Source organism: Microbacterium sp. SZ1 (assembly GCF_002362255.1).
Classification (GTDB): Bacteria; Actinomycetota; Actinomycetes; order Actinomycetales; family Microbacteriaceae; genus Microbacterium.
Map to the genome: position 1 here is coordinate 87580 of NZ_LPVV01000004.1, position 24524 is coordinate 112103.

Sequence of the window (24524 nt, forward strand, 5' to 3'; positions counted from 1 at the left end):
CTCCGTCGCCGTCTCAACCTGAAACTGCTCGTCGACGTAGCTTGCCGGAGTGAGGTTTCGGGTTACGAAGAGGGTGCTTAGGTGAAACTCCTCGCCGTCAGGGGGTCGCCGATCCCGAGACGCGTCGCAATGCTCGCGACGTGGGGCGCTAGTTCGCTCTCCTTGCGGGCGAGCTGAGTTGTGTAGCTGGGCTTGGTCCCGCGGTCTCCTACCTGGTCGCGGAAGAAGGTGCGCAGTTGTCGCGCCGTCTCAGCGAATCCATGCACCGACGCAGGGTCCTTCGCCTCGATCAACCAGATGGTGCTATCGCCAGGGCGTCCGCACACGAGGTCGACCTCGGTGGTGAGAGTCGGCACGCCGAGCCGCGCGTGGTCGTTGGGTTTCACGCGGGCGACCGTGGTGTAGCCGAGTTCCTCTAGCCGGTTCTGAAGGAATCTCTCGAACCGAATATTGCGGCGCGCACGGCGGTCCGCAAGCGCGTTGCTGACAGGCTGAGGAACGTCTCCCGCCCAGGGAAGAACCCCTTGGAGGAGGTGGCGGTAGTAGACCTGAAAGGAGGTCAGCAGGTACTGGGGGCTGACAATGAGTCGTCCATCCGAATCTTGCACCAGCGGTTGCACGAGGAGCCGATGGCGCCGAGTGCGCGTTTGCCAGGGCTTCCGCTCCACGGCTTGCATCTGGACGGCCGTGCTCGTGAGCATCTCGATGGCAGCTTCGACACGCGATCTTTGCGACTCATCCGCGCCCGAGCCCAGCGCATCACAGACCCACACTGTGGCCTCGGCCACGGTGACGTGGGCAGTCGTCCTGCCTGGCTCAAACGTCTCCCACTTTGCGAGCGCGGCGAGGGTGGAGAACATGTCCTGCGACGTCGCTCCCCATGCCTGCTGGAACGCATCTTCGACGTGGTCTTCTTCGTTCGCCTGTTGCAGCGAGTCGTCGTCTTGCGTGCCGTGCAGCCGAATGCCCGCAGCTGCACGGGTCAGTTCGTCGTTTCGTAGGCCCCACGCCGATGCGTCGGGATGCGGATCGTCGTCCACGGTCAGCTCGTACATCGGGCTGAGGGTGATGACTGCGGGCGCGACTTGGTGATACATCCGCTCGCTCAATGTGGTCGCGGTGAGGTACGCATCTGCGGCGGCAAGGAGACCGCTCCATGCCTGAGGAGTGATCGGCTTCGTCGCCGCCGGCTTGTCCAGGATGCGCAGGGCGGCTTCCACCACGATCTCGTTACATTGACGAAGCTGAAGTGTCTCCGCCGAGAGTTCGGCCGTGCGGGTGAGCGGATCCCATTCGGTCGAGAGATTCGCTGCGACTCGGGATAGATCGTCTTGCTGATGAATGGCGCTGTCCATCACCCTCGCCAGTTGCTCCATACCCGTCAGCACCACCTCGCTCCCATCGTGGCTCTTGATTCCTTCAGTCAGGGTTTCGAGAGCAAGGGGCGCAAGATGTTCGCGGATAAGTCGATTCGCATCATCCGCTCGGTACTCGCCAGGTTGAACGCCGGCATCGTGGAGTCGTCGCCCCAACGCCGCAACCATACGGCTTTCGTCAGAGGGTCGTAGACGCCACGGATCAGGCAGGTGATTGAGAGTGGTCCGTGCCTGCTTCATCTCCAAGATGAGAAAGGGTTTCGCTGTGCGCCACTGGTCGCGGAGCGCCGCTGCGGTGTCGACATCCATGCCTCCCGCGCGGAGCAGATCGAACACTGCGTCCGCTGTTAGGAGATTCGCCGCCTGCGGATCTCCATTCGCTGAGTCGGCGAAGCCCTCGACATCGATGCGCCACAAAACGTTGACCGGTTCGTCGATGGCACGCACATGCGGGTCGAGATACGGCGTGACCACGCCGGACGATTCACCCGGGACTGCTTCCGATACGTGGAGGTAGAGGACGTATCCGGGCACATCGATCGCCTGGTGCGCGGAACGCCATCGATCACCAAGCGCAGCGAAGCCGTAGATTAGCCCGCCGCATAAGTCGAAGACGAACCGTCGGTGGTCGGTAGATGCTGCCTCTAGAACCCCCCGTGCCACGGCAACGGGGGGTTCGGTGAGAGCGAGCGACCACCCGTCAACACTCGGCGCGGTGTTGACACCGCGGGTGGCGTCATACGTGGGGTCGCCTGCGATTATCGCGACGTTTGCGACGGGCCCCGGGGCGACTTCTGCCGCTCGGAGGTCTCGAATCGGTGGAAGCCCAACCCCGATGAGCGCCACTTCGAGATCCGATAGCTCTACCGCTCGATCCCACTCGGCCTCGCCCGCGTGCGCTTCAAAGTAGACGGCATTGGGTACCACACCACCCTTGAAAAAAGACTTGCCATTAGCTTTCCACGGCTCCCAGTAGTTGATCGCCTCCCACCCGAAGCTCTCAGGGAAATCGGGAGCGCTCAGATCCCGCGCGAATGCGTAAAGATCATCGTCGGACGTGGCAGTTTCCGCAATCCATGTCAGGTCTTCAAGCGCGAGTTTTGCCTCGCCGACCGCCTGCGGCACAGCGATGTGACCGGGCGCCGCGAACACCGTCAACGGGATGACCTCCGCGCCCGACTTGATGGTTCCGCGTCGCCCGCCCGCCATCCGCACCGGCACAGGGCCGGATTGCGCCCTCACCTGTTTCGCCAGCTCCACTGAGCCGATGTATGGCGGCGGCGAGGCCCCCAGGTCGGGGACGTAGATGACCGAGACGGCGATGAAAGTGGACGGATTCACTGGTACCAACCACTGAACGTCAATCCCTCGAAGCGGGATGGCGGCGCCTTCGCTGGAGGGCGGGGGTTCGATCAACTGGTGGGAGAAACGCCACAGGGCTTGACGGATCTGGTTCAGGCAAGAGCTCCGGAGGGCCTTTCGTGCTTGGCTGTCTCGGTCGAGCGCAGACACCAGCTCTCGGGCGGCATGAGCCATGATCTCCGGGATGAAGAGTGGCGGCACCCATCGGTGTCCACCCGCCGTGTCAGCAAAGCGAAGGAACCTTTCGAACGGACTGGAGAGACTCTCCACGTCGAACGCGGCCCTACTTGCGGAGTTCGTCATCCATTCCAACGCCCTTTTGTCAGCCTCACCGAGTTCGATGTGGTCGAGGGGATCCAGGTTGAGGAAGGCCCGCGTCGCTTCATACTCAACGTCCGGCAATGAGACCTCATCGTTGAGCTCCAGGTCCGGGGCTGGTACCCATGCGTCCGCAAGGTGGCGCACGCAGAAATCGCCGTACCTCATCGCCACGTTCACCACGTTCGCGATACCGAATCGAAATCGCCGGTGGAGGCGACCGTCTACCGCTTCCGCCATTCTGAGCGCACGCGTGAGGTCGGCGACCGGCCGTTCGGTGAGGCCAGGCACCGCGCGCAGCGGCTCAGCGCCGACGGCGAGGAAGACAGTTCGGGTGGGGTCGGTGGCGATAAAATCTTCACGCTCCAGTCCGATCCCATAGGTGGTAGCCGCTAGATCGGACAGTGCTTGGATCGACGGCAGCGGTTGGTACTCGTCCGGCGCCGGAGCGGCGGAGGCTCGTAGCGCAGCCGCGAAGCTGCTTCCCAATGTCACCGACCGATGCCTGTTGCCCGGGGACGTGGCGGCGGCGAAAATCAACGTCCAGAGCTCGTCCGGATCGTACGCTGACAAGGCCAGTTCGAGTGCGTCTGGCTCCCGTTGCACGGTGCTCACCGCCGACCGTTGAGATCGAGGCCGCTTGTTTCTACGAGTGTTTTTGCTCTTCCCCACGCAAGCATTCAAGCGTAGGCCAACGACATCCTCGTTGATTGCTACGCGTTGAAAGCGTTGCGCCGGGCAGGAAGGTGGCAAGAGTTGGGGAGCCGCCTTGAAGGCGCACGACATGCCCCCTACAACGCCGCTGCTCCCGGTCCAGGAGCGCTTGACCGCTCTCACCTTCGGCACCACACGGGGATGCATACACGCAAAAGCGCGCGTAAGATAATGCGTGTACGCACTAACTAGATGCCGCCACGAGGAGGCAAGATGGCTGTGAAGAAGAGTCGCACCCGTGCCTCCTCAGCTCGCGTCGCCGCCCGCGAGACGACTGTGAACCGCGGCACCGCGACAGGTCGATTCCTCGACGGGAAACCGAAGCTCGTCGTGGCGACCAAGGCCCCAGAAAAGACCGACGTACAAGCCGGTGTTGAGCGCCTTGCACAGGTGGCGAAGACGTCAAACGTCGACGTATCCGTGTTCAACGCACTCATCGACGAGCTCGCCGATGCCATGACCGACCGTCAATCGACCGAGCTGGGCCTCACAGAGCAGCAAGCCGACTTCCTGATCGAGTCCGGCGATTTCACTCCGGAGGAGTTCGCCGAGGCAGCCGCATTCGTCACCAGCGGTGGGCTCGCCAAACTCGAACGCGAGACTCACGTGCGCGCCCTAACCAACACCTACACCGCATCCGAAGTCGCAGCGCTCCTCGGCATCGATGCCTCCAGTGTGCGTCACCGCCAGAGCAAGAACACCCTGTACGGCTTCCGGGCGGGAAGGATCCGCCTCTACCCTCGATGGCAGTTCATTCCCGGCGAAAAGGTCTCGACGATCCCCCACCTTCCCCTGCTCGTCCGAGCGATCCCGTCCGACTGGGATCCGGCCGACGTCGAAGGCTTCATGACTACACCTCAAGACGACTTGCGGTCGAGCGATGAGTCTGTCGACCCCCAGGAATGGATGACGCCGATCGAGTGGCTGGCTGCCGCGAAGGATCCTGCACCCGTAGTGGACATCCTCGAAGACGCCGACATCACGTGAGCCCGTCGAACGCGAAAGTCCCCGCAACACCCCCGGCGCCGCTCACACTCGACGCTCGTGAGCACCTGAGATCATTCGATGGGATCCTCTGGCGGGTCTTCGCTACAAGAGGTCCTCACCCGCAGGCGTGGGATGAGCTGCGGCACTTCGGGCCGATCAGAACCATGCGCTTTGACCCGCATCCCGAGCCACAGCAGCATCATGCTGATTATGGCGTGATGTACGCAGCTGCTGGATCTACGACAGCTCTCGGCGAGGTTTTTCAGAAGGGCCGACTAATCAATCGGCGCGTTCGTGGAAACACCCTCGCGGCTTGGCGTCCGACGCGTGAGCTTCGGTTACTGGATCTCACCAGCAACTGGCCTGTAATCAACGGGACGACCTCTTCGATCCAGATGGGGCCTAAGCGATACACACGGAACTGGGCGAATGCGATCCATGACCAACTTGGGTCGAGCATCGACGGGCTCTACCACGTGTCATCGATCGACTTCGGCCCGATGGTGACGCTGTTCTCGCCTGCCGAGGACTCGTTCCCGCAGTTGCCGTTGGTGCACACCCGACTGGACTCCTCCAGTGCGAACGTGTACCTCGCGAAAGCCGTGAAGAGACTCGGCTACCGCGTCAAGAAGTAGAACCACCCCAGGACGGCAATCTGCGATCTCGGATTATCAGATGACGCTCGATCCCCCCGTACGCTCAGTGCTATGACACAGCGTTCCACCTTGCAGACTCTCAGCGGTGCTGTCGAAGGATTCCGGGACTTCGCGGCGGCGATCAAGAGTGGAGTGCCCACGGTTCGAAAGGGGTCGATGGCGGAGGAAGATCAAGCCCTCGCAGGAAACATCGTCATCCCTCATGCCATAGTCTCCGGGCTCGTCCTCACCGTTGCAGACCACGTATCCGCCTGGGCGGAGCTTGCCGCCAGCCCCGAAGAGGACGTGTTGCTCCTTCATATGCAGGCTGACTACACCTTGTTCCGTCCTGTGTTGGAGGGGCTCGTGGAGGTGATCTGGATTCTGGATGGTACCGATTCCCCTTCTAGAGTCCGCAGGGCACTTGAGATTGCTCGTATCGAGCACAGGCACGGGCTGAAGCTGACCAACGCTCTGCGCAAAGCGCGAACGCCGGATGACAAGACCGAACAGGGAATAGCAGCACTCGGACGTTTTCTCAGGACCACGGCGAGCAACCTCGGATCCGATCCGGAAGACGTTCTCAGCGCACCATTGATCGATCCCTCCTCGATCACAAGGAAGATAGCGAGTCGCGTTCCGGGCCCCACATTGCAGACCTTCAACTATTGGGCGATAACCTCGGCCCACGCGCACGGGCAGTTCATCACCACTCTGCGCCACGCGATCGAGACGCCCCCATCTACGCCTCAGATGGGCGGGGCTCTGTACGAACCAGACGAGGAGCTGATTGCAGACCTCATCGAGTTCATTGGGACGCTGCTCGAGATCGCAATCAACCTACTAAACGAACAGGGTTACGAGCTTCGACGCTAGAGCTGTCCTGCTTGGCCGACGGGGAACGCTGGGTCGCCGAGATGCGCGCCATGGGGATTCAGAACTCCGTGAGGCGAGATGTCCGACCCGATCCGTATGATCGGATCAGCCCCTTCGTGAGGCAGTGAACTTAGCGCTTTACATCGGACTTAGTCCGATTTCATCGCGATTCTGACACGGTCTGGCCCGTGACGGAGACGAAACGAACGCCCACCTGCGGCTCGTCGCTAGCCGGGGCTCACGCCGACCTCGCGCATCGCGGCCGGCAGCTCGCGGGCCAGTTCGCGAGCGAGGAACCCGAGCCCCATCCGCTCTGCGAGGCGGTCCCCCGCGCGACCGTGAGTCCACGCGCCCCACGCGACGGCGCGCTCCGGGCGCATCCCTCGCGCAGCGAATCCGGTGATCGCACCAGCCAGGACATCGCCCGAGCCGGCCGTTCCGAGGCCCGGCCCGCCGGCATGCAGCTCCCACACTCGGCCCGACGGAGCGGCGAGGGCGGAGTAGCAGTGGATCACCGCGTCGAGGTCACGGGCGAGCCCGGGCAGGTCGGTGACGAGGTCGTCGACAGGTCTGCCGAGCAGGATCTCCGCCTCATCGAGGTTGGCGTTGACGATCAACGAGCGGGGGAGTTCGTCACGGTCGACGTCGCGCAGGATGCCGACGGCGAAGGCGTCCACGACGAGGCAATCCACGTCCTGGTCCGCCAGACGGACGAGCCACTCGCGCGCGACCTCGGCGTCGGCGAGCCCGGGGCCGACGAGGACGGCGTCGGACGCGTCGCATGCCGCCGCCCATGCGGCATCCGCCGACTCGCCCGTGCGGGGCGACGTGTGCACGCCGGCTTCGGGGAACGCGCCGCGGACGATGTCGGCGAGCGCAGCCTCGGTCGTGACGCCGACCTTTCCGGCCCCGACGCGTAGCGCGGCCTCGCCGGCGAGGGTCACGGCCCCCGTCGACAGGGGCGAACCGCCGATGACCATCGCCGTGCCGCGCGAGTACTTCGACTCGCCCGGATCGGGCAGGCCCCACCCCTGCAACAGCTCGGGGCTGACGATGACCGGTTCAGCGCGGCTGGACATCGGGGCTCCCCGGGTGCGCGGTGACCTCGGCACCGAGCTGCTCGAGATGACGGACGTCCGAGAAGTCGACGAGCTCCCATCGGCGGCCATCGGACCGCAGGCGGGTGACGGATGCGTTCAGCACCGTGTGGTCGGCGGCGAATCGCAGGAGGCTCGTCTCATCGAGTCCGGTGAGCAGAGCGACGAGAAGCATCACGACGGCGTCGTGCGCCACGACCAATCCGATGCGGGCGTCCACCTCGGCGGCGTCCCGCAGGAACGACCGGAGCCGGAGCGAGACGTCGGCCCACGACTCGCCGCCGGGCGGGCGGTGGTAGTACTTGCCGAGCTTCGCGCGGCGTGCCGCCTCTTCGGGGTGACGAGCGGCGACCCCGCGTCGGGTGAGCAGATCGAGGATGCCGAGCTCCCGGTCGCGCAGTCTCTCGTCGGTGAGCACCCGCGCTATGGGCGGCCCGTTCTCCACACTCAGCGCGAAGGTCTGCTGCGCCCTGGCGTACGGCGACAGCCATGCGACCGCCGGCACTTCGTCGGCTCCGTAGAGCGGCGCGGCGAGAGCTCTCGCCTGCTGCGCCCCGGTCGCGGACAACGGCACGTCCGCGTCGCGCGTGTCGAGAGCGATCACCTCATCGCCGGCCACCTCCGCAGCCGTGGCCGCGATGTTTCCGATGCTCTCTCCGTGACGCACCAGCCACAGTTCCTGCAACGTCGCCATACACGACCTCTCCTCCACGGGACTCCGAGGCTTCCACAGTCGCCCCGAGCGCGGCGCGGGGTTGACCGTGAGCCCGGAGCGGAGTAACGCTGTGGGCGGCGCTGCGGCGACGCCCCTTCTGATCGCCGACGCCCCCGCTGAGCGACGCCATTCAGCAGGGGCGTGGGCGCTCAGCAGGGGCGTCGGCGCGCGGCACGGCCGGACGCACAGACGGACGAGGATGCCGCGGGCAGCGCAGTCAGGCGCGAGGCCTCCGCCCCTCGAGCACCCCGGCGAGCAACACCGCGACGAGCGCGGCGGCGGGAGCGACGATGAGCCCCACTCGCAGGCTCTCGGTCTGGGCGAGGAAGCCGACGAACGGCGGCGAGAGCAGGAATCCGAGTCGCAGCAGCCACGAGACGATCGTGAGTCCGGCGCCCGCGCGGAGCCCCGGGAGCTCGTCGGCGGCGTGCATGGCCGCGGGGATGAGCGTGGCGATGCCGAACCCGACGGCTGCGAATCCGGCGATCGTGCCCGGAACGCTCGGGAACAGCAGCGCGAGCGTCATGCCCACAGCGGCGATGAGTCCGCCGACGCGGGCGACCGCGCGCTGGCCGAACCGGTCGGTCATGCCGTCGCCCAGCATCCGTCCGATGAACTGCGCCCCGACGAGGGCGATGAAGCCGAGCGGAGCGACCGCCGCTGCCGCACCGAGCGATTCCGACAGGTACAGGGTCGCCCACGAGTTGCCCGCGTCCTCGGCGATCGCGCCGGCCATGGCGATGAGCGTGAGAGCGATGAGGATCATCACGAGGCGCGGAGTCACGCGTCGACGCACGGCCGTGGCAACCTCCGCCGGGTCGGCTGTCGCCTCGGCATCCGCTTCTTCGTCGCGACCGGGCAGGCAGAACACCAGGGCCACGAGTGCGACGATCACGAAGACGGTGGTGGAGATGCCCAGGTGCACGCCGAGTGGCAGCTGCAGCGCGATGGCCGCCGCAGCCATGCCGCCGCCGAGGACCGCACCGATCGACCAGATCGCGTGGAAGGAGTTGATGATCGACCGCCCGTAGCGCCGCTGCACTCGCAGCCCGTGGGCGTTCTGCGCGACATCGGTGATCGCGTCGGATGCGCCGCCGACCAGCAGCGCGACGGCGAAGAGGATGCCGGAGGGCGCCAGCGCCGCGGCGAGCAGTCCGAGGCCCGTCGCAATGGTTCCGAACACCGCCATGCGGGCCGAGCCGAAGCGGCGGATGAGTACCGCGGCGAGGAGGCCGGCGGCGATGGCTCCGGCCGGGAAGGCGGCGATGGCGAGGCCGTAGCCGACGTTGTCGAGACCGAGGCTCGCCTTGATCTCAGGGTAACGGGGCAGGATGTTCGCGAACAGCGCCCCGTTCGTGAGGAACAGCGCCGAGACGGCGATGCGCGCACGACGGACGGCGCGGTCGGGCGCGGTGCGTCGAATCGTTTCGGCGGAGGTCATGCGTACGATCGTACACGCCACGAGAGCAACGCCCGATATACGCGGCGGCAGCGTCAGCTCAGGAGAGAGTCAGCGTGCGAGAAGACGGATGCCGACGCCACGGCGGCCTTCGCATCGTCGAGGTCGGAGAAGATCCCGATCACGTCCGACCGGGGTCCGGAGGCTTCGAAGCCCCGACCGGGGACGACGGTGATCGACCCCAGGTACTGCAGCCCGTCATTGCCGACGTGGAAGCCGGGCTCGACCTCCACCCACAGCCCGCGGGGCGTGGCGACCGCACGAGTACGTGCTCCTGCCGCGGCGCGTGCCGCGGCTCCGATGCGCTTCGACATGGTCAGGCGCTCATGGCGTGGAGCTGCGGTGCAGCCGCCACCTCCGCGAACTCAGCGCGGGTGAGGTCGAGACCACCCGAGGAGTTCGCGGCGTTCATCATCTTGACGAGCAGCGCCCGATCGATGGGCGACTCCTCCTCCATCACGAAGCGCAACGGGATCGCCGCCTGCACCCACAGCGTCTCGACGCCACTCGGCGTGTGGAGCGTGAGTGCGAACGATTCGTTCCGCCGAAGCTTCGTGAGCGTGACCGCTCGGACGTGCGTCAGAGTCTCGTCCTCGACGTCGATCGGCAGTGTCGAGTTCCCGTAGGTCAGGTGTCCCATCGTGTCTCCCATCCCGTGCTTCCTTCGACATTTAGATTACTAGGTTACCTAGCTAAATGCCAGCCGAGGGAAAAACAGATCAAGACAGGTCGCTGATCTCCTCCGTGAGCCGACGCAGGAAGCGAGCCACGATATCGCTCTGTTCAGGCGTGAACTCGCTCGCGATGTCTTCGATGCGCTGTGTGAGATCGTCGACCGGGGCGTTCGCGTCGCGCAGCGAGGGACGAAGCACCTTCGACCTGGCATCCACCGGGTGCGGGGCGACGATGATCTGCCCCCGCTCCTGCAGGCGGCGGAGCACACTGGTCACTGCCGCGGTGCTGATGTTGAGATGAACGGCGAGATCGCCGGGCGTCGCGGGGGACTCGGCCGGGGCGTCGGAGATGAAGCGCATGGCCTCACGGTCGGTGTCGTTGGGCGCTCGGCGCAGGGAGAGCCGTCGGGCGAGCTGCGACTCGGCGCGGCGGAGATCGTCGACACGCTCAACGAGATCACGCGTCGTCACCTGCGTCGCGTCCTTGATATCGGTCATTCCGTCACCCCCTGACGCGACCATTCTACAAGAGAACCACGTAAGCAGGCAGACTAGTGATATGCAGTGCATGGCACCACGCGAACGGGTGAGAGGATGGAGTCCTGTCGGAAAGGACTCCATGGGAGAGCGATTCACGCCCGAAGACGCCGGGTACATCCTGTACTCCGAGGTCATAGAGCGCCTGGGAGAGCAGTTTCCGACGGTTCCCGGCTGGCGCCTCGAGCAGATCGTGACAGCCGAGAACGAGGCGATCACCGGAGGGATGCTGAGCATCGTCCCCGCGGAGGTCGAAACCGGCGCTGTCGAGATGCTCACACGCGAAGAGCATCGCATGAGCGACGATGACGAGGTGGCCTGATGTCTCAGTCTCCCGAGGAGTTCACCCGGTCGGGCTACTGGTACCCCGACGCGGAGTCCGCGAGCACGGTCGACGTGCTCAATCTGCTGCGCCGCTATCGAGCGGCCGAGACCGCGATGCGCGCGCGCACCCGCGCCTCGATGAAGATGAACGAGACCGACCTCGTCGCCCTGCGGTTCCTGCTGCGCGAGCAGCGCGCCGGTCGCATCGTGCGCCCCATCGACATCGCCCGCATGCTCGACATCTCCACGGCATCCACCACCACCCTCATCGACCGCCTCGAGAAGGGCGGACACGTGCGTCGTGAAGCGCACCCGACCGACCGCCGCGCCGGTGTCGTGGTGCCGACCGTGAGCAGCGACGACGAGGTGCGCGAGACCCTCGGCGCCATGCATCGCCGCATGCTCGCCCTCGTCGACGAGATGAGCGACAAGGAGCGCGCCGTCGTGACGCGGTTCCTCGCCGGCATGACGTCGGCGATCGAGGAGGCCTCCGACCTCGATCAGGAGCTGCGCGATGTCATCCGCTCCCACGAGGAGTCCGAGTCGTCGGGCGAGTAGCGCCGCGACGAGGCCGCACACACAGGCGGCGGGGAGGCGGCCGATGCCACCTCCCCGCCGTGCGTGAACGCGTCAGTTCTTGAAGGCGTCCTTGACGTTCTCGCCGGCCTTCTTGGCGTCGGCCTTGACCTGGTCGGCCTTGCCCTCCGCCTCGAGCCGCTCGTTGTCGGTGGCCTTGCCGACCGCCTCCTTCGCCTTGCCGGCGATGTCCTGGGCGGCGTTCTTGATCTTGTCGTCGAGTCCCATGAGGGCTTCCCTTCTCTCTTCCAACGGTGGCCTGCGGCCTGCAGCTCACTGCTGCAGAAGCTGTGTGACGATGACGGTCATGAGCGGCACGGATGCTGCGGCGACGAGCACCATCAGTCCTGCCGCGCCGAGGATCTCGCGATTCGGGCGAGCGGAGACGAGGGACGCGCGATCGATTCCGATCGCGCGTCCCACGGCCTCGCTGGCGGGGAGCGGCGCGAGGCTGGCCGCATCCGTGAGCATCGACGTCGCGTCATGTGGGGCCTGATCGACGCGGACGGGGGAATTCGCTGCTCCGGACATATCCATCACCTACCTTCGATGGCAGGTTACTAGATGAACTAGTGATTCGGAAGCCTAGTGAAATTTTGAGCTCGTCGACATACCCTCGGGAGCATGACGGAGCTCACCCAGCCCACCGGCCATGAGGACGCGCTGCGCGCCGTCCCCCGCGAAGACGGATCGATGCCCCGAGCGCTGGTCCTCGGCGCCACCGGATACATCGGCGGGCGCCTCACCCCGCGACTTCTGAACGCCGGCTACCGCGTGCGAGTCCTGGCGCGCGACGCGGCGCGCGCGGCATCCTTCCCCTGGGGATCCGACTCCGAGATCGTCGAAGGATCCGCGGACGATGAGGATGCCGTGCGCGAGGCCATGCGCGACGTCGACGTCGTGTACTACCTGATCCACTCGATGTCGGCGGGCAAGGGGTTCGAGGAGAGCGACGAGCGCGCAGCTCAGACGGTGGCGGATGCCGCGGCGGCCGCCGGCGCGCGTCGCATCGTCTACCTCGGCGGACTGCATCCCGACGACGTGAAGCTCTCGGCGCATCTGCGATCGCGCGTGCACGTGGGCGAGATCTTCCTGCGGTCGGGCGTCCCGACGCTGGTGCTGCAGGCCGGGGTGGTGATCGGCTCGGGATCGGCCTCGTTCGAGATGATCCGCCACCTGACCGAGGTGCTGCCGTACATGCCCGCGCCGAAGTGGGTGCGCAACCGCATCCAGCCGATCGCGGTGCGCGACGTGCTGCACTACCTGCTCGGCGCCGCGCGCGTCGACGACGACGTGAACCGCGCCGTCGACATCGGCGGACCCGACGTGCTGCGCTACGGCCAGATGATGAACGGCTACGCGGTCGAGGCGGGTCTCCCCCAGCGCGCGATCGCCGCGCTGCCGGTGCTGACTCCCGGCCTGGCCTCGCACTGGGTGAACCTCGTCACGCCCGTGCCGCGCTCGATCGCTCGCCCGCTCGTGGCGTCGCTGCAGAACGAGTGCATCGTCAAGGACCGCGCCGTCGACGACCTCATCCCCCGCCCCGAGGGTGAACTCACGCCGTACCGTCAGGCGGTGCGGGCGGCTCTCGGACGCGTGAACGCGGATGCGATCGAGACGAGCTGGCAGGACTCCGAGGTGTCCGGCGCGCCGAGCGACCCCTTGCCGAGCGATCCCGACTGGGCGGGGCGCACGGTCTTCACGGATGCGCGATCGCTGAAGACGAGCGCCCCCGTCGACGGCCTCTGGCGCGTGATCATCGGCATCGGCGGAGAGAACGGCTGGTACTCCTCGCCGTTCCTGTGGGCCGTGCGCGGCTGGATGGACCGTCTCGTCGGCGGGGTCGGCCTGCGCCGAGGACGCCGCAACAAGGCCGCGGCGCGGGTCGGCGACGCGATCGACTTCTGGCGCGTCGAGGCCGTCGAGGAGCCGGGCCGCGACACCGAGGCGTCGGACGCGAGCGGCGGGCTGCTGCGGTTGCGCGCCGAGATGAAGGTGCCGGGCGAGGCGTGGCTCGAACTGCGCGCACTGCCCGACGGCACGGGTGCCCGCTACGAGCAGCGGGCCGTGTTCTTCCCGCGTGGACTCGCCGGGCGCCTGTACTGGTTCGCCGTGCTGCCGTTCCACGGGTTCATCTTCGCCGGCATGGCGGCGCGCATCACGGCTGCCGCGGAGAAGCCGGTCGAGACGGTCGCGACCGTCGCGGCCACCGGCTGACGCGGGCGGGCGCGGCGCCGGGGGCTGGCGAGAGATCAGAAACGCCGCTGAGCGGCATCCCTCCGCGGCATTTCTGATCTCTCGTCCGGCGACCGGCGCGGCTAGCGCTCGGTCGGTGCGATGCCGCCCGCCTCGTCGACGGACTCGGCCGTGTCCTCGGCGAGCGCCGCGGGGGGATCGGCCGGCGCGGGGGATGCCGCGGCCTCCGCATCGGCATCCGTGCCCGCCTGCGGGATGACGTCGATCGCCTCGGTGGCCGTCGCGTAGACCTCGGCGAGGCTGTCGTCGACCTCGGCCTCGTCGATCCAGGCGAGATCGTCCTCCGAGTGGTCGTACTCCACGGGCATGAGCGCGAAGTCGTCGCCGTACTCTTCGAGCCCCGCCATGACGCTGTGTCGCACGGCCATCCGCGCATAGCGCTCGCGCAGGATCATGGGGTCCCGGCGCAGGTCCTTCATGAACGCGACCATCATGAACGCCATGATCACCGCGAACGGCAGCGCCGCGATGATCGTCACGTTCTGCAGCGAGCGCAGACCACTCCCCTCCTCGCCCGTCACGAGGAGCACCGCGGCGATGACTCCGACCAGCACACCCCAGACGACCGCGACCCAGCGCGAGGGGTCGGGCCGACCCTGCTGCGACAGCGTGCCCATCACGAGGGATGCCGAGTCCGCACCCGTGATGAAGAAGATCGAGATCAGCAGAATGAGCAGGATGCTGGTGACGAGCGGGAACGGGAGGTTCTCGAGCACGCCGAACAGCACCTCCTCCGGCGGGTCGACCGTGAGGCCGGCGCCGTTCATCTGCTGCTGGATCGCCGTCGTCCCGAAGATCGCGAACCAGATGAGCGAGATCGCGGCCGGCACGACGATGACGACCGAGACGAACTGGCGCAGGGTGCGTCCGCGCGAGATCTTCGCGATGAACATGCCGACGAAGGGGGACCACGAGATCCACCACGCCCAGTAGAAGATCGTCCAGCTGGAGAGGAACATCTGCGCCTCGTCGCCCTGCGAGGCGGACCGGCCGATCATCTGCGGCAGGTCGCCGAGGAACTGCACGGCCACCGACGGGATGACGTTGAGGATCAGCAGCGTCGGCCCGACGAAGAAGACGAAGAACGCCAGCACGAGGGCTGCGACCGCGTTGATGTTCGACAGCGCCTGGATGCCCTTGCTCACGCCAGAGACGGCGGAGGCGATGAAGCACGCGGTGAGCACGGCGATGACCGCGATGAGGATGCCGTTGCCCAGCGGGCCGGCTCCCGTGACGATCTCGACGCCGTGGCCGATCTGCAGGGCGCCGAGGCCGAGCGACGCGGCGGTGCCGAAGAGCGTGACGATGATCGAGAAGACGTCGATCGTGCGACCGAGAGGTCCGGTGGTGCGGCCCTCTCCGAGCAGCGGCGCGAAGATCGACGAGATCAGCGGGGTGCGTCCTCGGCGGAACGCGCCGTATGCGATCGCGCCGCCGACGAGGGCGTAGAACGCCCAGGCCTGCGGACCCCAGTGGTACAGCACCTGCGCCTGCGCGGTGTGCATGGCCTCGAGCGTGTTCGCCTCGACCGTGCCCGGCGGCGGGTTCTCGAAGAAGGTCAGCGGTTCGGCGGCGCCCCAGAACACGAGCCCGATGCCCATGCCGGCGGCGAACAGCATCGAGATCCACGAGAACATCGAGAACTCGGGCTCTTCGTCGTCGCGACCGAGAGGGATGCGCCCGTAGCGGCTGAAGCCGATGAACAGCATGAACACGAGGATGACGGTGGCGATCGTCGTGAAGAAGAAACCGAAGTACTCGACCACCCACGCGAGCACAGCCGACGTCGTGCCCGCCAGGTTGTCGCCGGCGAACACGCCCCACGCGATGAACGCGATGGTGAGGGATGCCGCGACGCCGAAGACCAGTGGATCGGTGCGATACGTGCGGCCGGTCTCCTCGACCGAGACGCCGGGGACCAGAGCCGGGTGCACGCTGCGCGGCGGGACGGCGGCGATGTCGCGGACGATCTTGCCCGCCTGCATCCCGGCCTGCCGCAGGGCTCCGGTGTGGGTCTTCTGAACGTCGGTCCGCGAGCGGGGTTTCTCGTCAGGAGTGTCCATGACTACCGATTCTCCCATGCCGGAATACTGCGGCCGGGTCCGGAAAACCCAGACCACGTGTGCGATCTGCGGCGTGTCATGGTCCGACACGCCGAACGGAAGCCGTCGGCTCTCCGTTCTCCGGGAGTGTCCGAGTCAGCGGGAGCGGCGACCGACTCCCGCGAAGACGGCGTGCAGCAGTGGGAGCCCCGAGACGCAGATCAGCGTGATGCCGAGCGGCTCGAGCGACGGTACGAGCAGCGCCCCGCCGACGAGCATCGCCGCGAACAGCACGCCCGATCCGATGCGCCGTGCGATGCCCTCGAGCCGGTCGAGGCGGCGTTCCAGGCGCGACGTGTCGAACGTGACCGTCCCCGCGTCGACGCGGGAGATGATCGCGTCGATCCGCTTCGGCAGGCGATAGGTGATCGCGGCGGTCTCCATCGCCTGGTCCGCCATGTCACGCATGAGGCCGCTGCTCTCCTCGCGCAGCAGTCGCCCGGCGTACGGCTCCGCGGCATCCCACACGTTGAAGTCGGGGTCGAGGCTCGAGCACATGCCTGAGGTCAGCGACACCGCCCGGATGAGCAGCAGCATGTTCTCGGGCAGCTGCAGCGGGAGCGAGCGCACCATGTCGCCGAATTCGTTCGCGAAGTCGGCGAACTCGCGCGGGTCGACCTTCGCGAGCTCGGCGAATCCCATGCCGCCGAAGCGGGCGAACAGGGCGGTGAGCGCTCGTTCGAGCTCGCCCGTGTCGGCCGACGGCAGCAGCACGCCGATCTCCTGCGCGGCGGCGACGAGCCCGTGACTGTCGCGCGCGGTCACGGCGATGAGCAGCGTGCGCAGACCGGCGCGGAGGTTGGCGGGCACCTCGGCCATCATCCCGAAGTCGATGAACGTGAGTCGGAAGCCGGCCGGCAACGACGCGTCCGGGGTGACGAAGATGTTGCCGGGGTGCGGGTCGGCATGCACGAAGCTGTGCGTGAACACCTGGTCGAACATGACCTCGGCGAACGCGTCCGCCACGGCGGAGGGGTCGATGCCGGCCGCGCGCAGAGCATCCGTGTCGTTGATCTTGATGGCGGTCACGTCGGAGAGGGTAAGCACCCGCCGGGTCGACCTCTCCCAGACGATCTCTGGGGCGTCGATGCGCGGATCGTCGGCGAAGTTCTCCCGGAAGCGCTCGGCACTCCCCGCCTCGTGCAGGTAGTCGATCTCCTCGAAGCTCGTCGCGGCGAACTCCTCGACGAGGGCTGGCGCGTCGACCCGGTCCGACACGAAGCGCACCCGCATCGCCCACCGCGAGACTCGGCGCAGGGCGGCGAGGTCGACCGCGACGATCTCGTCGATGCCCGGCCGCTGCACCTTCACGACGACGTCGCGGAGGCCGGTGTCTGCGGCATCCTGATCCGACAGCCGGGCGCGATGCGCCTGGCCGAGGGATGCCGCGGCGACGGGCGTCTCGTCGAACGAGGCGAAAACGCTGGCCAGCGGGGCTCCGAGCTCGCTCTCGGCCACGCGTCGGATGTCGGGGAAGGGGACGGGCGGAACTTCATCCTGAAGTCCTTCGAGTTCCTTCGTGATCTCAGGGGGCAGCACGTCGAGGCGAGACGACATGAACTGCCCGACCTTGATCATCAGGCCGCCGAGGTCGACGGCGAGGGTGTGGAACCGTCGTGCGAAGCGCTGCATGCGCGGCCCGCGGGTCCGCTCGGCGATGCGGGTGAGTCCGAACCGTGGGAGCACGAGTTCGAACCACCAGATCGCGATGAACTCGCGGGCCGCGAACGACACGATGCGGCGGTAGCGGGCGCGGTGGGCGCCCTGCGCCGCGGCATCCGTCATCGATGGTTCCCGTTCGTTCGCGTTCAGTCCTGAGCGAGGATCGTGTACAGCCTACGGCGGGCCTCGTCGAGCACGTCGATGGCCTGCTGCACCTGCTCGGGGCTGCCGCTGCGGCCGACCTGGGCGGCGGCGGCCGCGAGGTCGACACCGGCCTTCGGCAGCGCGGAGAACCGCGGGTCGTTGCGGTGGCCGTCCTTGGTGGAGCTGGACTCCCACGGCGCGCGGGTCTCGGTCGACTCCGAGGCGACGGCGCGACCGGCCTCGGTGAGCGAGTAGGTCTTGCGACCGTTCTGCTCCTCGGCCTCGATCAGACCCTCGTCGGCGAGCAGCTGCAGCGTCGGGTAGACCGAACCCGCGCTGGGCTTCCACGATCCGTTGCTGCGCTCGGCGATCTCGCTGATGATCTGGTAGCCGTGCATGGGGCGCTCCGCGAGGAGCGAGAGCACGGCGGTGCGGACGTCGCCGCGCGCCATGCGCGTCCCACCGCTGGGGCGCTGCTGGTCGAACGACTTGCGGAGCTGGTCGAGCGCGTCGAAGATCGCGCCGGCCGGGCCGTTGGGGCCGCCGAGTCCGCCGGACCCGAAGATGCCGCCGAGCGGGTTCTCGCCGCCGTTCGAGCCGGAACCGAAGGGGAATGCGTTGTTCATGATGACCTCCCAGTGCTGATGGTGGAGCTGGTGAGCGATAGTCAACGATATATCGTTAAGCCTGGATGCGGGGTGGGAGTTCCGGTGTTCGCGAAGGGGCGCCTGTGTGCAGCGCTCGCCGCCCTGCATGCCCGAAACACGGATGCAGGTCCGACGGGCCCAGAACGACCTGCATCCGTTCTTCCGACCTGCAGGTGGGTCGTGACTGCACGTCGGGTGACCCATGGCAACCCCCGTGCGCATCCATAGCCGACACTGATTGACTGCTGCCCGATGTCGACAGTGTCCGAAGATCCCCAGTCCCCTCCCGCCGAGTCGGTGCGCGTGAGCGTGGTCGTGCCCGTGTTCAACCCGAACGAGGCGTTCGACGAGCTCATCGCCTCGCTCGACCGGCAGACCCTCGACCGCTCGCAGTTCGAGGTGCTGCTGTGCGACGACGGGTCCGACGAGCAGACCAGGGAGCGACTGGCCAAGGTCGAGAGCACCCGGCCGTACGTGCGGGTGCTGTACCTGCCGCATTCCGGATGGCCGGGCACTCCGCGCAACGAGGGCGTCGCCGCGGCGCGCGGCCGCTACGTGCAGTTCGTCGATCAAGACGACTGGCTGTTCGAGTCGGCGCTCGAGGCCCTGTGCGACTACGCCGACGAGCACGGCTCCGACGTCGTCGTGGGCAAGGAGGTCGGGATCGGCCGCCCGCTGCCGCGCCGCATCTATCGCCGGGACGTGCCAGACGCGAAGCTCGGCGAGGACCCGCTTCTCGAGATGCTCACGCCGCACAAGATGTTCCGCACGGCGTTCCTGCGCGAGAAGCAGGTGCGCTTCCCCGACGGCAAGGTGCGCCTCGAGGACCATCTCTTCGTGATGCGCGCGTACTTCGAGGCGAGCACGATCTCGATCCTCGGGAGCGTCCCCTGCTACGCGTGGGTGAAGCGCTCCGGCAGTGCGAGCTCGTCGCGGATCGACCCGGACTCGTACTTCCCGCACCTCGAGGCCGTGCTCGATCTGGTCGAGCGGTACACGGAGCCTGGGCGCCTGCGCGACCGCCTGCTGCGGCACTGGTTCCGCGGCAAGATCCTCAAGCGCGTGTCGGGCAAGCGGATGGTCGGATACCCCGCCGAGTACCGCACCCGGCTGCTCGACGCCGTGATCCCGATCGTGCAGCGCCGGTTCGGACCGGGCGTCGACGCGGGACTCGCCTTCCCGCAGCGCATCCGGGCCGCGCTGCTGCGCGCCGACCGACGCGGCGACCTGGTGGCGTTCGCCCGGTTCGAGAAGGAGATGAAGTGCCGGGTCGCGGTGACCTCGGCATCCTGGTCGCGCGGTGGCGGTCTGAGCCTCGGCCTGCGAGTGGAGATCACGCGCGACGGACAGGATGCGCTCGTGTTCGACGACGGCACGTTGACGTCGCTTCCCGTGCCGATGGACGGGCTGCCGACGGGACTTCTCGAAGCAGGACGCGAGCTGCGCAACGACCGGATCGAGCTCGTGCTGGCGCCGGCGGACGGCGAGGTGCGCCACCTGGCGACGGCATCGCTGCGCGGGCGCTCGACGGCCACCCTGGCGGTCGACCCCCTGCGAGTGTTCGGCCCGGACGACGAGGCGCGCGAGGCGCGGATCGTCGCCAAGGTGCGGCGCGCGGGATGGACCTTCGAGGTGCCGCTGACATCGGATGCGGCGACGCTGGCCGGAGCGGGGCGCTCGCCGCTGCTCGCCGGGCGCACCTGCACTCCGGTCGCGGCCCGCGGCGGCGCGGTCGAGCTTCGTCGGGTCTGGCCCGGGGGTCGCTTCAAGGACCTGGCGGGTCGGGCGGTGCGTCGGATGCGCAGTCGCGCGCGGGGGCGCTGAGGCGCGTCATCCGCCCGAGCCTGCATGCCGGCTCGCTGCGTGTCGTCTCGGTCGACTTCGTCGTCCTCGCGCAACGACCGGATGCCGCGTGGCGCCGCCTCGCGAGTCGTCGTTGAGCGAGCGAAGCGAGACGAAAAGCGGCCGGACCGACGTGGGCTCACCGCGGCAGGGTGAGCACCTCGGCACCGGTGTCGGTGATGGCGATGGTGTGCTCGGTGTGGGCCGTGCGGCATCCGGTGGCGCTGCGCAGGGTCCAGCCGTCGGCGTCGATGACGAGTTCGTCGGTGTCGGCCATGACCCACGGCTCGAGAGCGAGCAGCAGGCCGGGGCGCAGGCGGTAGCCGCGACCGGGGCGTCCGTCGTTCGCGACATGCGGATCCTGGTGCATCGTCGATCCGATGCCGTGGCCGCCGAACTCGAGGTTGACCGCGTACCCCGCATCGGTCAGCACCGAGCCGATCGCGTGCGACAGATCCCCGATCCGCGCGTCAGGCCCGGCCGCGGCGATCCCGGCGGCGAGCGCTCGCTCGGTCGCATCGATGAGAGCGAGATCCTCGGATGCCGCGGGCTCGCCGACCATGAAGCTGATCGCCGCGTCGGCCGCGATGCCGCGGAGCTTCACGGCGAGGTCGAGCGTCAGGAGGTCGCCGTCGGCGAGGGCGCGGTCATGCGGCATCCCGTGCAGGACCGCGTCGTTCACGGCGGTGCAGACGTAGTGGCCGAAGGGTCCGCGGCCGAAGGACGGGGCGTAGTCGACGTAGCAGGACTCGGCTCCGGCATCCTCGATCAGCTCCTTGGTCCAGCGATCGAGGTCGAGCAGGTTCACGCCGACCGTGGCGCGGTGCTTGAGGGTCTGCAGGATGCCGCCGACGAGCGCGCCGGTGTCGCGCGCCCGCTCGAGCTGGTCATGGTTGAGGATCTCGATCATGTGCCGCGCCGTCCGTCGTTACGATAACTATCCCGGTAATACTATCCCGGTAATACTATCCCGGTATTACTATGGGTGCATGATGGTCCGCCTTCCCTTGAGCCCTGCCGAGGTCGAGCGCGGCGAGCGCCTCGGCGCCCTGCTGCGTCGCGCGCGGGGCGAGCGATCGATGCTGAGCGTCGCCCTCGACGCCGGCGTCTCGCCCGAGACGCTGCGCAAGATCGAGTCGGGCCGCGTGGCCACGCCGGCGTTCTCGACGATCGCCGCCATCGCCGGGGTGCTGCACCTGTCGCTCGATGCGGTGTGGGCCGAGATCGAGCCGCCGCGGGGCGTACGCGGCCGGGTCGCCTCCTGACATGGCGAACGCTCTCGTCACGGGCGCGTCGCGCGGCATCGGTCGCGCCGTGGCGCAGGCCTTCGCGCGCCGCGGCGATCGCGTGGTCGTGCACTACGGCACGGATCGCGCCGCCGCCGAGCAGACCCTCGCGTCGCTCGACGGCTCGGGCCACGCGATCGTCGGCGGAGACCTCGGCGACCCCGCGGGTGCGCAGAACGTGGTGGATGCCGCGGTCGCGGCGCTCGGCTCGCTCAACATCCTGGTGAACAATGCCGCCGTGGCACCGAGCGCGGCGAACGAGCACAGGGTCGACTCCGCGTCATTCGAGGACTGGCAGCAGGCATGGTCGTCGATGGTCGCCGTGAACCTCGTCGGCGCCTCGAACGTGACGACGCTCGTCGCGCAGCACATGATCGCGCAGGGCGGCGGCGGCGCGATCGTGAACATCGGGTCGCGCGGGGCATTCCGGGGCGAGCCGGACCACCCCGCCTACGCGGCGACGAAGGCGGGCCTGCAGGCGCTCGGGCAGTCGCTCGCCCTCGTGCTCGCGCCGCACGGCATCTCGGTGACCTCGGTCGCTCCGGGCATGATCGCCACCGAGCGGCAGGCGCCGAAACTCGAGGGGGCCGGTGGCGACGGCATCCGCGGGCAGAGCCCGTTCGATCGGGTGGGCACCCCGGAAGAGGTGGCCGCGGCCGTGGCGTACCTCACCTCGCCGGAAGCCGTGTGGGCATCCGGCACGGTGCTCGACCTGAACGGGGCGTCGTACTTCCGCTGAGGCCAGTTGGTTGCCTGCGCTTGCCTCGGCCTTATGCGCTTCCCTCGGATGTATTGCCTGGATGCGGCCGCGGGAAGCGCATCTCTCCGAGGGAAGCGCACGCACACGGGTCGCAGGTGTGCGTCCGCGTCGCATATCCGCGGCTGATTCCTGCGACGCGAGCGCGATTCTGCGACGGCAGGGCGAGCGGATGCCGCGTCAGCCGCGCAGCACGGAGTCGAGCAGCCCCGGGAAGAGGGCGTCGAGGTCATCGCGGCGCAGTGTCAGCATCCGTCGCCGCCCGTTCGGTTCGTTGCGGATGACCCCGGCCTCACGTAGCACCTTCATGAAGTGCGACTTGGTCGACTTCGGCAGGTTGGGATCGGCGGCGTGGCAGGCGGCCATGTCGAGCGGGCCGTCGGCGAGCTGCCGCGCGATGGCGAGGCGCTCGGGGTCGCTGAGGGCGAAGAGCACGTCCGTGAGCTGGATGTCGGAGCGCTCGGGATGCGGCAGATCACCAGGCATGGTTCGAGAATAGTTGAACAATCGCGCGATGGCGAGTACGCTCGCCAAGGTTCGATGATTCTCGAACCGAACAGGAGTCCCCATGACCACCGCGCCGGTCGCCACGTCCACCACGACGGATGCCGATGCCGCACCGCGCATCCGCCGACACCGTTTCGGTTTCGCCCTCGCGATCGTCGCGCAGATCGCGATGATGACCGGCGCGAGCGCGCCGTCGCCGTTCTATCCGGTGCTCGCGGCCGAGATCGGGTTCGATGCGATCGTCATCAGCGCCGTCTTCGCGGTGTACGCGATCGCGCTGCTGCTCGCGCTGCTCGCCGCCGGGTCGCTGTCCGACCACGTCGGTCGGCGCCCGGTGGCGATCGGCGGATTCCTGCTGCTCGCCGCGAGCATGCTGCTGTTCTGGCATGCGGATACGGTCGCGACGCTCATGCTCGCCCGCATCCTGCAGGGCGCCGCGAGCGGGGTGCTCATCTCGACGCTCTCCGCTGCCGCCCTCGACCTCGCGCCGCACGGACGCGCCAGGACCGCCGCCCTCTGGAACGCCCTCAGTCCTGGCATCGGCCTCGCGCTCGGCGCCCTGCTCGCCGGCATCGCGCTCGATCTCACGCCCGCCGCGCTGCTCGACGTGTTCGCTCCCCTCACGGTGATCTACGTCATCCTCGCCGCACTGTTCTTCGTGGCGCCGGAGACCGCGCCGCTGCGGGCGGGAGCCTGGGCCTCGCTGCGATTCCGGCTGTCGGTGCCGTCGGCCGTGCGCGGCGACTTCTGGCGCGGAGCGCCGGCGATCATCGCGGGGTGGGCCACGGGCGGACTCTTCCTCTCGCTCGGCGCGACCATCGTGCGCAGCGAGCTCGGCGAAGAGGCGCACACCTGGCAGGGGCTCTCGGTCGCGATGCTCGCGGGCGTCGGCGCGATCACGGCGTTCGCGTTCCGCCACCGCTCCCCTCGGACGTCGGTGATCTTCGGCACGGCCGCGCTCGCCGTCGGTACGGCGCTCTCGCTCGTGGCCCTGGCCGTCGGATCGCTGCCCTGCTACCTCGCGGTCACGGCCATCACCGGCATGGGATTCGGCACCGCCTTCTCGGGCGTGGTCGCATCGCTGGCACCGCGCATCCCGGCGACCGAGCGTGCCGACGCCTTCGCCGTGATCTACGTGCTCGCGTATCTCGCTTTCGCCGTGCCCGCGGTCGTCGCCGGCATGCTCGTCGGCGTCTTCGGTTTGGGAGCCGTGTGCGTCGGGTACGGCGCTGTCGTCATGCTGCTCGCCGTGATCGCGCTCGTACTGCGCGTGCGCCGGGGCGCGTAGGGGCTGCGGGCTCCTGCACCCCGCGCCCGCCCCTGCCCACGCATTGCAGGAGATCTCACCCACTGCAGGAGCATCCGCCCCGGAATCTCCTTCGTAACGCGCGAACTCCTGCAATAAGGGGCGTGGCACCGGCTGCGTCGCACTTGTACACCCGTGTCGCAGGGTCGCGCCAGATCCCTGCGACGCGAGGGCGAATCTGCGACCGCAGATCCGCGGGATGCGCTACTCCGCAGGACGGCAGACGGCGGAAGCAGGATGCCGGATGCCGAGCGCGACAGCACCTCGCGCCAGTGCCCCCGCCCGCACGCGCCTCTTGCCCCGACACACGCAATGCAGGAAATCTCACGCGATGCAGGAGCATCCGCTCCGGAATCTCCCTCGAA

At 67.9% G+C, this 24524-nt stretch carries 24 protein-coding genes; 10 read left to right on the top strand and 14 right to left on the bottom strand.

The window, feature by feature from the left end; genetic code table 11:
* Nucleotides 1-77: 77 nt before the first annotated feature.
* Nucleotides 78-3671, bottom strand: a complete 3594-nt coding sequence (locus tag AUC47_RS03945) for a hypothetical protein (RefSeq protein ID WP_096713915.1) — start codon at nt 3669-3671, stop codon at nt 78-80.
* Between the two features lie 312 nt (nt 3672-3983).
* Between AUC47_RS03945 and AUC47_RS03950 the strand changes: the two genes are divergently transcribed.
* From AUC47_RS03950 to AUC47_RS03960, 3 genes are all read left to right on the top strand, one after another.
* The gene (locus tag AUC47_RS03950) at nt 3984-4757 is read left to right on the top strand and encodes a hypothetical protein (RefSeq protein ID WP_061016786.1); all 774 of its coding nucleotides are present in this window, start codon (nt 3984-3986) and stop codon (nt 4755-4757) included.
* Nucleotides 4673-5392: an RES domain-containing protein gene (locus AUC47_RS03955; RefSeq protein WP_079112065.1), complete on the top strand. Its 720-nt coding sequence runs from the start codon at nt 4673-4675 to the stop codon at nt 5390-5392. Before AUC47_RS03950 ends, AUC47_RS03955 begins: the two co-directional genes overlap by 85 nt.
* A gap of 72 nt (nt 5393-5464) precedes the next feature.
* The gene (locus tag AUC47_RS03960; protein WP_061016784.1) at nt 5465-6268 is read left to right on the top strand and encodes a hypothetical protein; all 804 of its coding nucleotides are present in this window, start codon (nt 5465-5467) and stop codon (nt 6266-6268) included.
* Nucleotides 6269-6495: 227 nt separating this feature from the next.
* Here AUC47_RS03960 and AUC47_RS03965 read toward each other — a convergent pair whose 3' ends face one another.
* From AUC47_RS03965 to AUC47_RS03990, 6 genes are all read right to left on the bottom strand, one after another.
* Entirely contained in the window at nt 6496-7347 is an 852-nt protein-coding gene (locus tag AUC47_RS03965; RefSeq protein ID WP_096713916.1) for an ADP-dependent NAD(P)H-hydrate dehydratase, read from the bottom strand.
* Nucleotides 7331-8059, bottom strand: coding sequence for a histidine phosphatase family protein (locus tag AUC47_RS03970; protein ID WP_096713917.1), 729 nt, complete (start codon nt 8057-8059; stop codon nt 7331-7333). Before AUC47_RS03970 ends, AUC47_RS03965 begins: the two co-directional genes overlap by 17 nt.
* Before the next feature lie 238 nt (nt 8060-8297).
* Nucleotides 8298-9521, bottom strand: coding sequence for an MFS transporter (locus AUC47_RS03975; protein WP_096713918.1), 1224 nt, complete (start codon nt 9519-9521; stop codon nt 8298-8300).
* Between the two features lie 53 nt (nt 9522-9574).
* Nucleotides 9575-9853, bottom strand: a complete 279-nt coding sequence (locus AUC47_RS03980; protein ID WP_096713919.1) for a hypothetical protein — start codon at nt 9851-9853, stop codon at nt 9575-9577.
* A 2-nt stretch (nt 9854-9855) separates the two neighbouring features.
* Nucleotides 9856-10191: a DUF7882 family protein gene (locus AUC47_RS03985; RefSeq protein ID WP_256999435.1), complete on the bottom strand. Its 336-nt coding sequence runs from the start codon at nt 10189-10191 to the stop codon at nt 9856-9858.
* Nucleotides 10192-10258: 67 nt separating this feature from the next.
* A complete protein-coding gene (locus AUC47_RS03990; RefSeq protein WP_096713920.1) occupies nt 10259-10711 on the bottom strand; it encodes a MarR family winged helix-turn-helix transcriptional regulator in 453 nt (150 codons plus the stop codon).
* Between the two features lie 121 nt (nt 10712-10832).
* On the opposite strand from AUC47_RS03990, the gene AUC47_RS03995 reads away from it, so the two are divergent.
* Entirely contained in the window at nt 10833-11072 is a 240-nt protein-coding gene (locus AUC47_RS03995; RefSeq protein WP_096713921.1) for a hypothetical protein, read from the top strand.
* Nucleotides 11072-11632: a MarR family winged helix-turn-helix transcriptional regulator gene (locus AUC47_RS04000; protein WP_096713922.1), complete on the top strand. Its 561-nt coding sequence runs from the start codon at nt 11072-11074 to the stop codon at nt 11630-11632. Before AUC47_RS03995 ends, AUC47_RS04000 begins: the two co-directional genes overlap by 1 nt.
* 72 nt (nt 11633-11704) lie before the next feature.
* Here the strand turns inward: AUC47_RS04000 and AUC47_RS04005 are convergent, their stop codons facing one another.
* Together AUC47_RS04005 and AUC47_RS04010 are read right to left on the bottom strand one after the other, a co-directional pair.
* Nucleotides 11705-11878: a CsbD family protein gene (locus tag AUC47_RS04005; RefSeq protein ID WP_096713923.1), complete on the bottom strand. Its 174-nt coding sequence runs from the start codon at nt 11876-11878 to the stop codon at nt 11705-11707.
* Between the two features lie 45 nt (nt 11879-11923).
* Complete coding sequence (locus tag AUC47_RS04010) at nt 11924-12181, bottom strand: hypothetical protein (RefSeq protein ID WP_143740694.1); 258 nt, start codon at nt 12179-12181, stop codon at nt 11924-11926.
* A 93-nt stretch (nt 12182-12274) separates the two neighbouring features.
* On the opposite strand from AUC47_RS04010, the gene AUC47_RS04015 reads away from it, so the two are divergent.
* Nucleotides 12275-13867, top strand: coding sequence for an SDR family oxidoreductase (locus tag AUC47_RS04015; RefSeq protein WP_096713925.1), 1593 nt, complete (start codon nt 12275-12277; stop codon nt 13865-13867).
* 101 nt (nt 13868-13968) lie between these two features.
* Here the strand turns inward: AUC47_RS04015 and AUC47_RS04020 are convergent, their stop codons facing one another.
* The 3 genes from AUC47_RS04020 to AUC47_RS04030 all read right to left on the bottom strand — a co-directional run bounded on the left by AUC47_RS04020 (nt 13969) and on the right by AUC47_RS04030 (nt 18440).
* Nucleotides 13969-15969 (bottom strand): BCCT family transporter, encoded by a 2001-nt coding sequence (locus tag AUC47_RS04020; RefSeq protein WP_256999436.1) that lies wholly within the window; start codon nt 15967-15969, stop codon nt 13969-13971.
* 135 nt (nt 15970-16104) lie between these two features.
* The gene (locus AUC47_RS04025; RefSeq protein ID WP_096713926.1) at nt 16105-17793 is read right to left on the bottom strand and encodes an ABC1 kinase family protein; all 1689 of its coding nucleotides are present in this window, start codon (nt 17791-17793) and stop codon (nt 16105-16107) included.
* A 23-nt stretch (nt 17794-17816) separates the two neighbouring features.
* Nucleotides 17817-18440: a PadR family transcriptional regulator gene (locus AUC47_RS04030; RefSeq protein ID WP_096714185.1), complete on the bottom strand. Its 624-nt coding sequence runs from the start codon at nt 18438-18440 to the stop codon at nt 17817-17819.
* Between the two features lie 282 nt (nt 18441-18722).
* On the opposite strand from AUC47_RS04030, the gene AUC47_RS04035 reads away from it, so the two are divergent.
* Nucleotides 18723-20285 carry a glycosyltransferase family 2 protein gene (locus AUC47_RS04035; RefSeq protein WP_179297504.1) on the top strand — a complete coding sequence of 521 codons (1563 nt, stop codon included), beginning with the start codon at nt 18723-18725 and terminating at the stop codon, nt 20283-20285.
* A gap of 157 nt (nt 20286-20442) precedes the next feature.
* Here the strand turns inward: AUC47_RS04035 and map are convergent, their stop codons facing one another.
* Nucleotides 20443-21213, bottom strand: a complete 771-nt coding sequence (gene map, locus AUC47_RS04040) for a type I methionyl aminopeptidase (RefSeq protein WP_096713928.1) — start codon at nt 21211-21213, stop codon at nt 20443-20445.
* An 82-nt stretch (nt 21214-21295) separates the two neighbouring features.
* Between map and AUC47_RS04045 the strand changes: the two genes are divergently transcribed.
* Together AUC47_RS04045 and AUC47_RS04050 are read left to right on the top strand one after the other, a co-directional pair.
* Entirely contained in the window at nt 21296-21568 is a 273-nt protein-coding gene (locus AUC47_RS04045; RefSeq protein ID WP_096714186.1) for a helix-turn-helix domain-containing protein, read from the top strand.
* Between the two features lies 1 nt (nt 21569).
* On the top strand, nt 21570-22328 hold the full coding sequence (locus AUC47_RS04050) for an SDR family NAD(P)-dependent oxidoreductase (protein WP_096713929.1): 759 nt from the start codon (nt 21570-21572) through the stop codon (nt 22326-22328).
* A gap of 198 nt (nt 22329-22526) precedes the next feature.
* On the opposite strand, the gene AUC47_RS04055 is transcribed toward AUC47_RS04050, so the two are convergent.
* Nucleotides 22527-22832: an ArsR/SmtB family transcription factor gene (locus AUC47_RS04055; protein WP_096713930.1), complete on the bottom strand. Its 306-nt coding sequence runs from the start codon at nt 22830-22832 to the stop codon at nt 22527-22529.
* 82 nt (nt 22833-22914) lie between these two features.
* Here AUC47_RS04055 and AUC47_RS04060 point away from each other — a divergent pair, with 82 nt between their 5' ends.
* Complete coding sequence (locus tag AUC47_RS04060) at nt 22915-24141, top strand: MFS transporter (RefSeq protein ID WP_096713931.1); 1227 nt, start codon at nt 22915-22917, stop codon at nt 24139-24141.
* Nucleotides 24142-24524 lie beyond the last annotated feature (383 nt).

Bases quoted from the DNA above. Each gene is read 5' to 3' on its own strand.
- AUC47_RS03950 (WP_061016786.1), top strand. From the start codon at position 3,984: ATGGCTGTGAAGAAGAGTCGCACCCGTGCCTCCTCAGCTCGCGTCGCC.
- AUC47_RS03955 (WP_079112065.1), top strand. From the start codon at position 4,673: ATGGATGACGCCGATCGAGTGGCTGGCTGCCGCGAAGGATCCTGCACC.
- AUC47_RS03960 (WP_061016784.1), top strand. From the start codon at position 5,465: ATGACACAGCGTTCCACCTTGCAGACTCTCAGCGGTGCTGTCGAAGGA.
- AUC47_RS03965 (WP_096713916.1), bottom strand. From the start codon at position 7,347: ATGTCCAGCCGCGCTGAACCGGTCATCGTCAGCCCCGAGCTGTTGCAG.
- AUC47_RS03970 (WP_096713917.1), bottom strand. From the start codon at position 8,059: ATGGCGACGTTGCAGGAACTGTGGCTGGTGCGTCACGGAGAGAGCATC.
- AUC47_RS03975 (WP_096713918.1), bottom strand. From the start codon at position 9,521: ATGACCTCCGCCGAAACGATTCGACGCACCGCGCCCGACCGCGCCGTC.
- AUC47_RS03980 (WP_096713919.1), bottom strand. From the start codon at position 9,853: ATGTCGAAGCGCATCGGAGCCGCGGCACGCGCCGCGGCAGGAGCACGT.
- AUC47_RS03985 (WP_256999435.1), bottom strand. From the start codon at position 10,191: ATGGGAGACACGATGGGACACCTGACCTACGGGAACTCGACACTGCCG.
- AUC47_RS03990 (WP_096713920.1), bottom strand. From the start codon at position 10,711: ATGACCGATATCAAGGACGCGACGCAGGTGACGACGCGTGATCTCGTT.
- AUC47_RS03995 (WP_096713921.1), top strand. From the start codon at position 10,833: ATGGGAGAGCGATTCACGCCCGAAGACGCCGGGTACATCCTGTACTCC.
- AUC47_RS04000 (WP_096713922.1), top strand. From the start codon at position 11,072: ATGTCTCAGTCTCCCGAGGAGTTCACCCGGTCGGGCTACTGGTACCCC.
- AUC47_RS04005 (WP_096713923.1), bottom strand. From the start codon at position 11,878: ATGGGACTCGACGACAAGATCAAGAACGCCGCCCAGGACATCGCCGGC.
- AUC47_RS04010 (WP_143740694.1), bottom strand. From the start codon at position 12,181: ATGTCCGGAGCAGCGAATTCCCCCGTCCGCGTCGATCAGGCCCCACAT.
- AUC47_RS04015 (WP_096713925.1), top strand. From the start codon at position 12,275: ATGACGGAGCTCACCCAGCCCACCGGCCATGAGGACGCGCTGCGCGCC.
- AUC47_RS04020 (WP_256999436.1), bottom strand. From the start codon at position 15,969: ATGGACACTCCTGACGAGAAACCCCGCTCGCGGACCGACGTTCAGAAG.
- AUC47_RS04025 (WP_096713926.1), bottom strand. From the start codon at position 17,793: ATGACGGATGCCGCGGCGCAGGGCGCCCACCGCGCCCGCTACCGCCGC.
- AUC47_RS04030 (WP_096714185.1), bottom strand. From the start codon at position 18,440: ATGAACAACGCATTCCCCTTCGGTTCCGGCTCGAACGGCGGCGAGAAC.
- map (WP_096713928.1), bottom strand. From the start codon at position 21,213: ATGATCGAGATCCTCAACCATGACCAGCTCGAGCGGGCGCGCGACACC.
- AUC47_RS04045 (WP_096714186.1), top strand. From the start codon at position 21,296: ATGGTCCGCCTTCCCTTGAGCCCTGCCGAGGTCGAGCGCGGCGAGCGC.
- AUC47_RS04050 (WP_096713929.1), top strand. From the start codon at position 21,570: ATGGCGAACGCTCTCGTCACGGGCGCGTCGCGCGGCATCGGTCGCGCC.
- AUC47_RS04055 (WP_096713930.1), bottom strand. From the start codon at position 22,832: ATGCCTGGTGATCTGCCGCATCCCGAGCGCTCCGACATCCAGCTCACG.
- AUC47_RS04060 (WP_096713931.1), top strand. From the start codon at position 22,915: ATGACCACCGCGCCGGTCGCCACGTCCACCACGACGGATGCCGATGCC.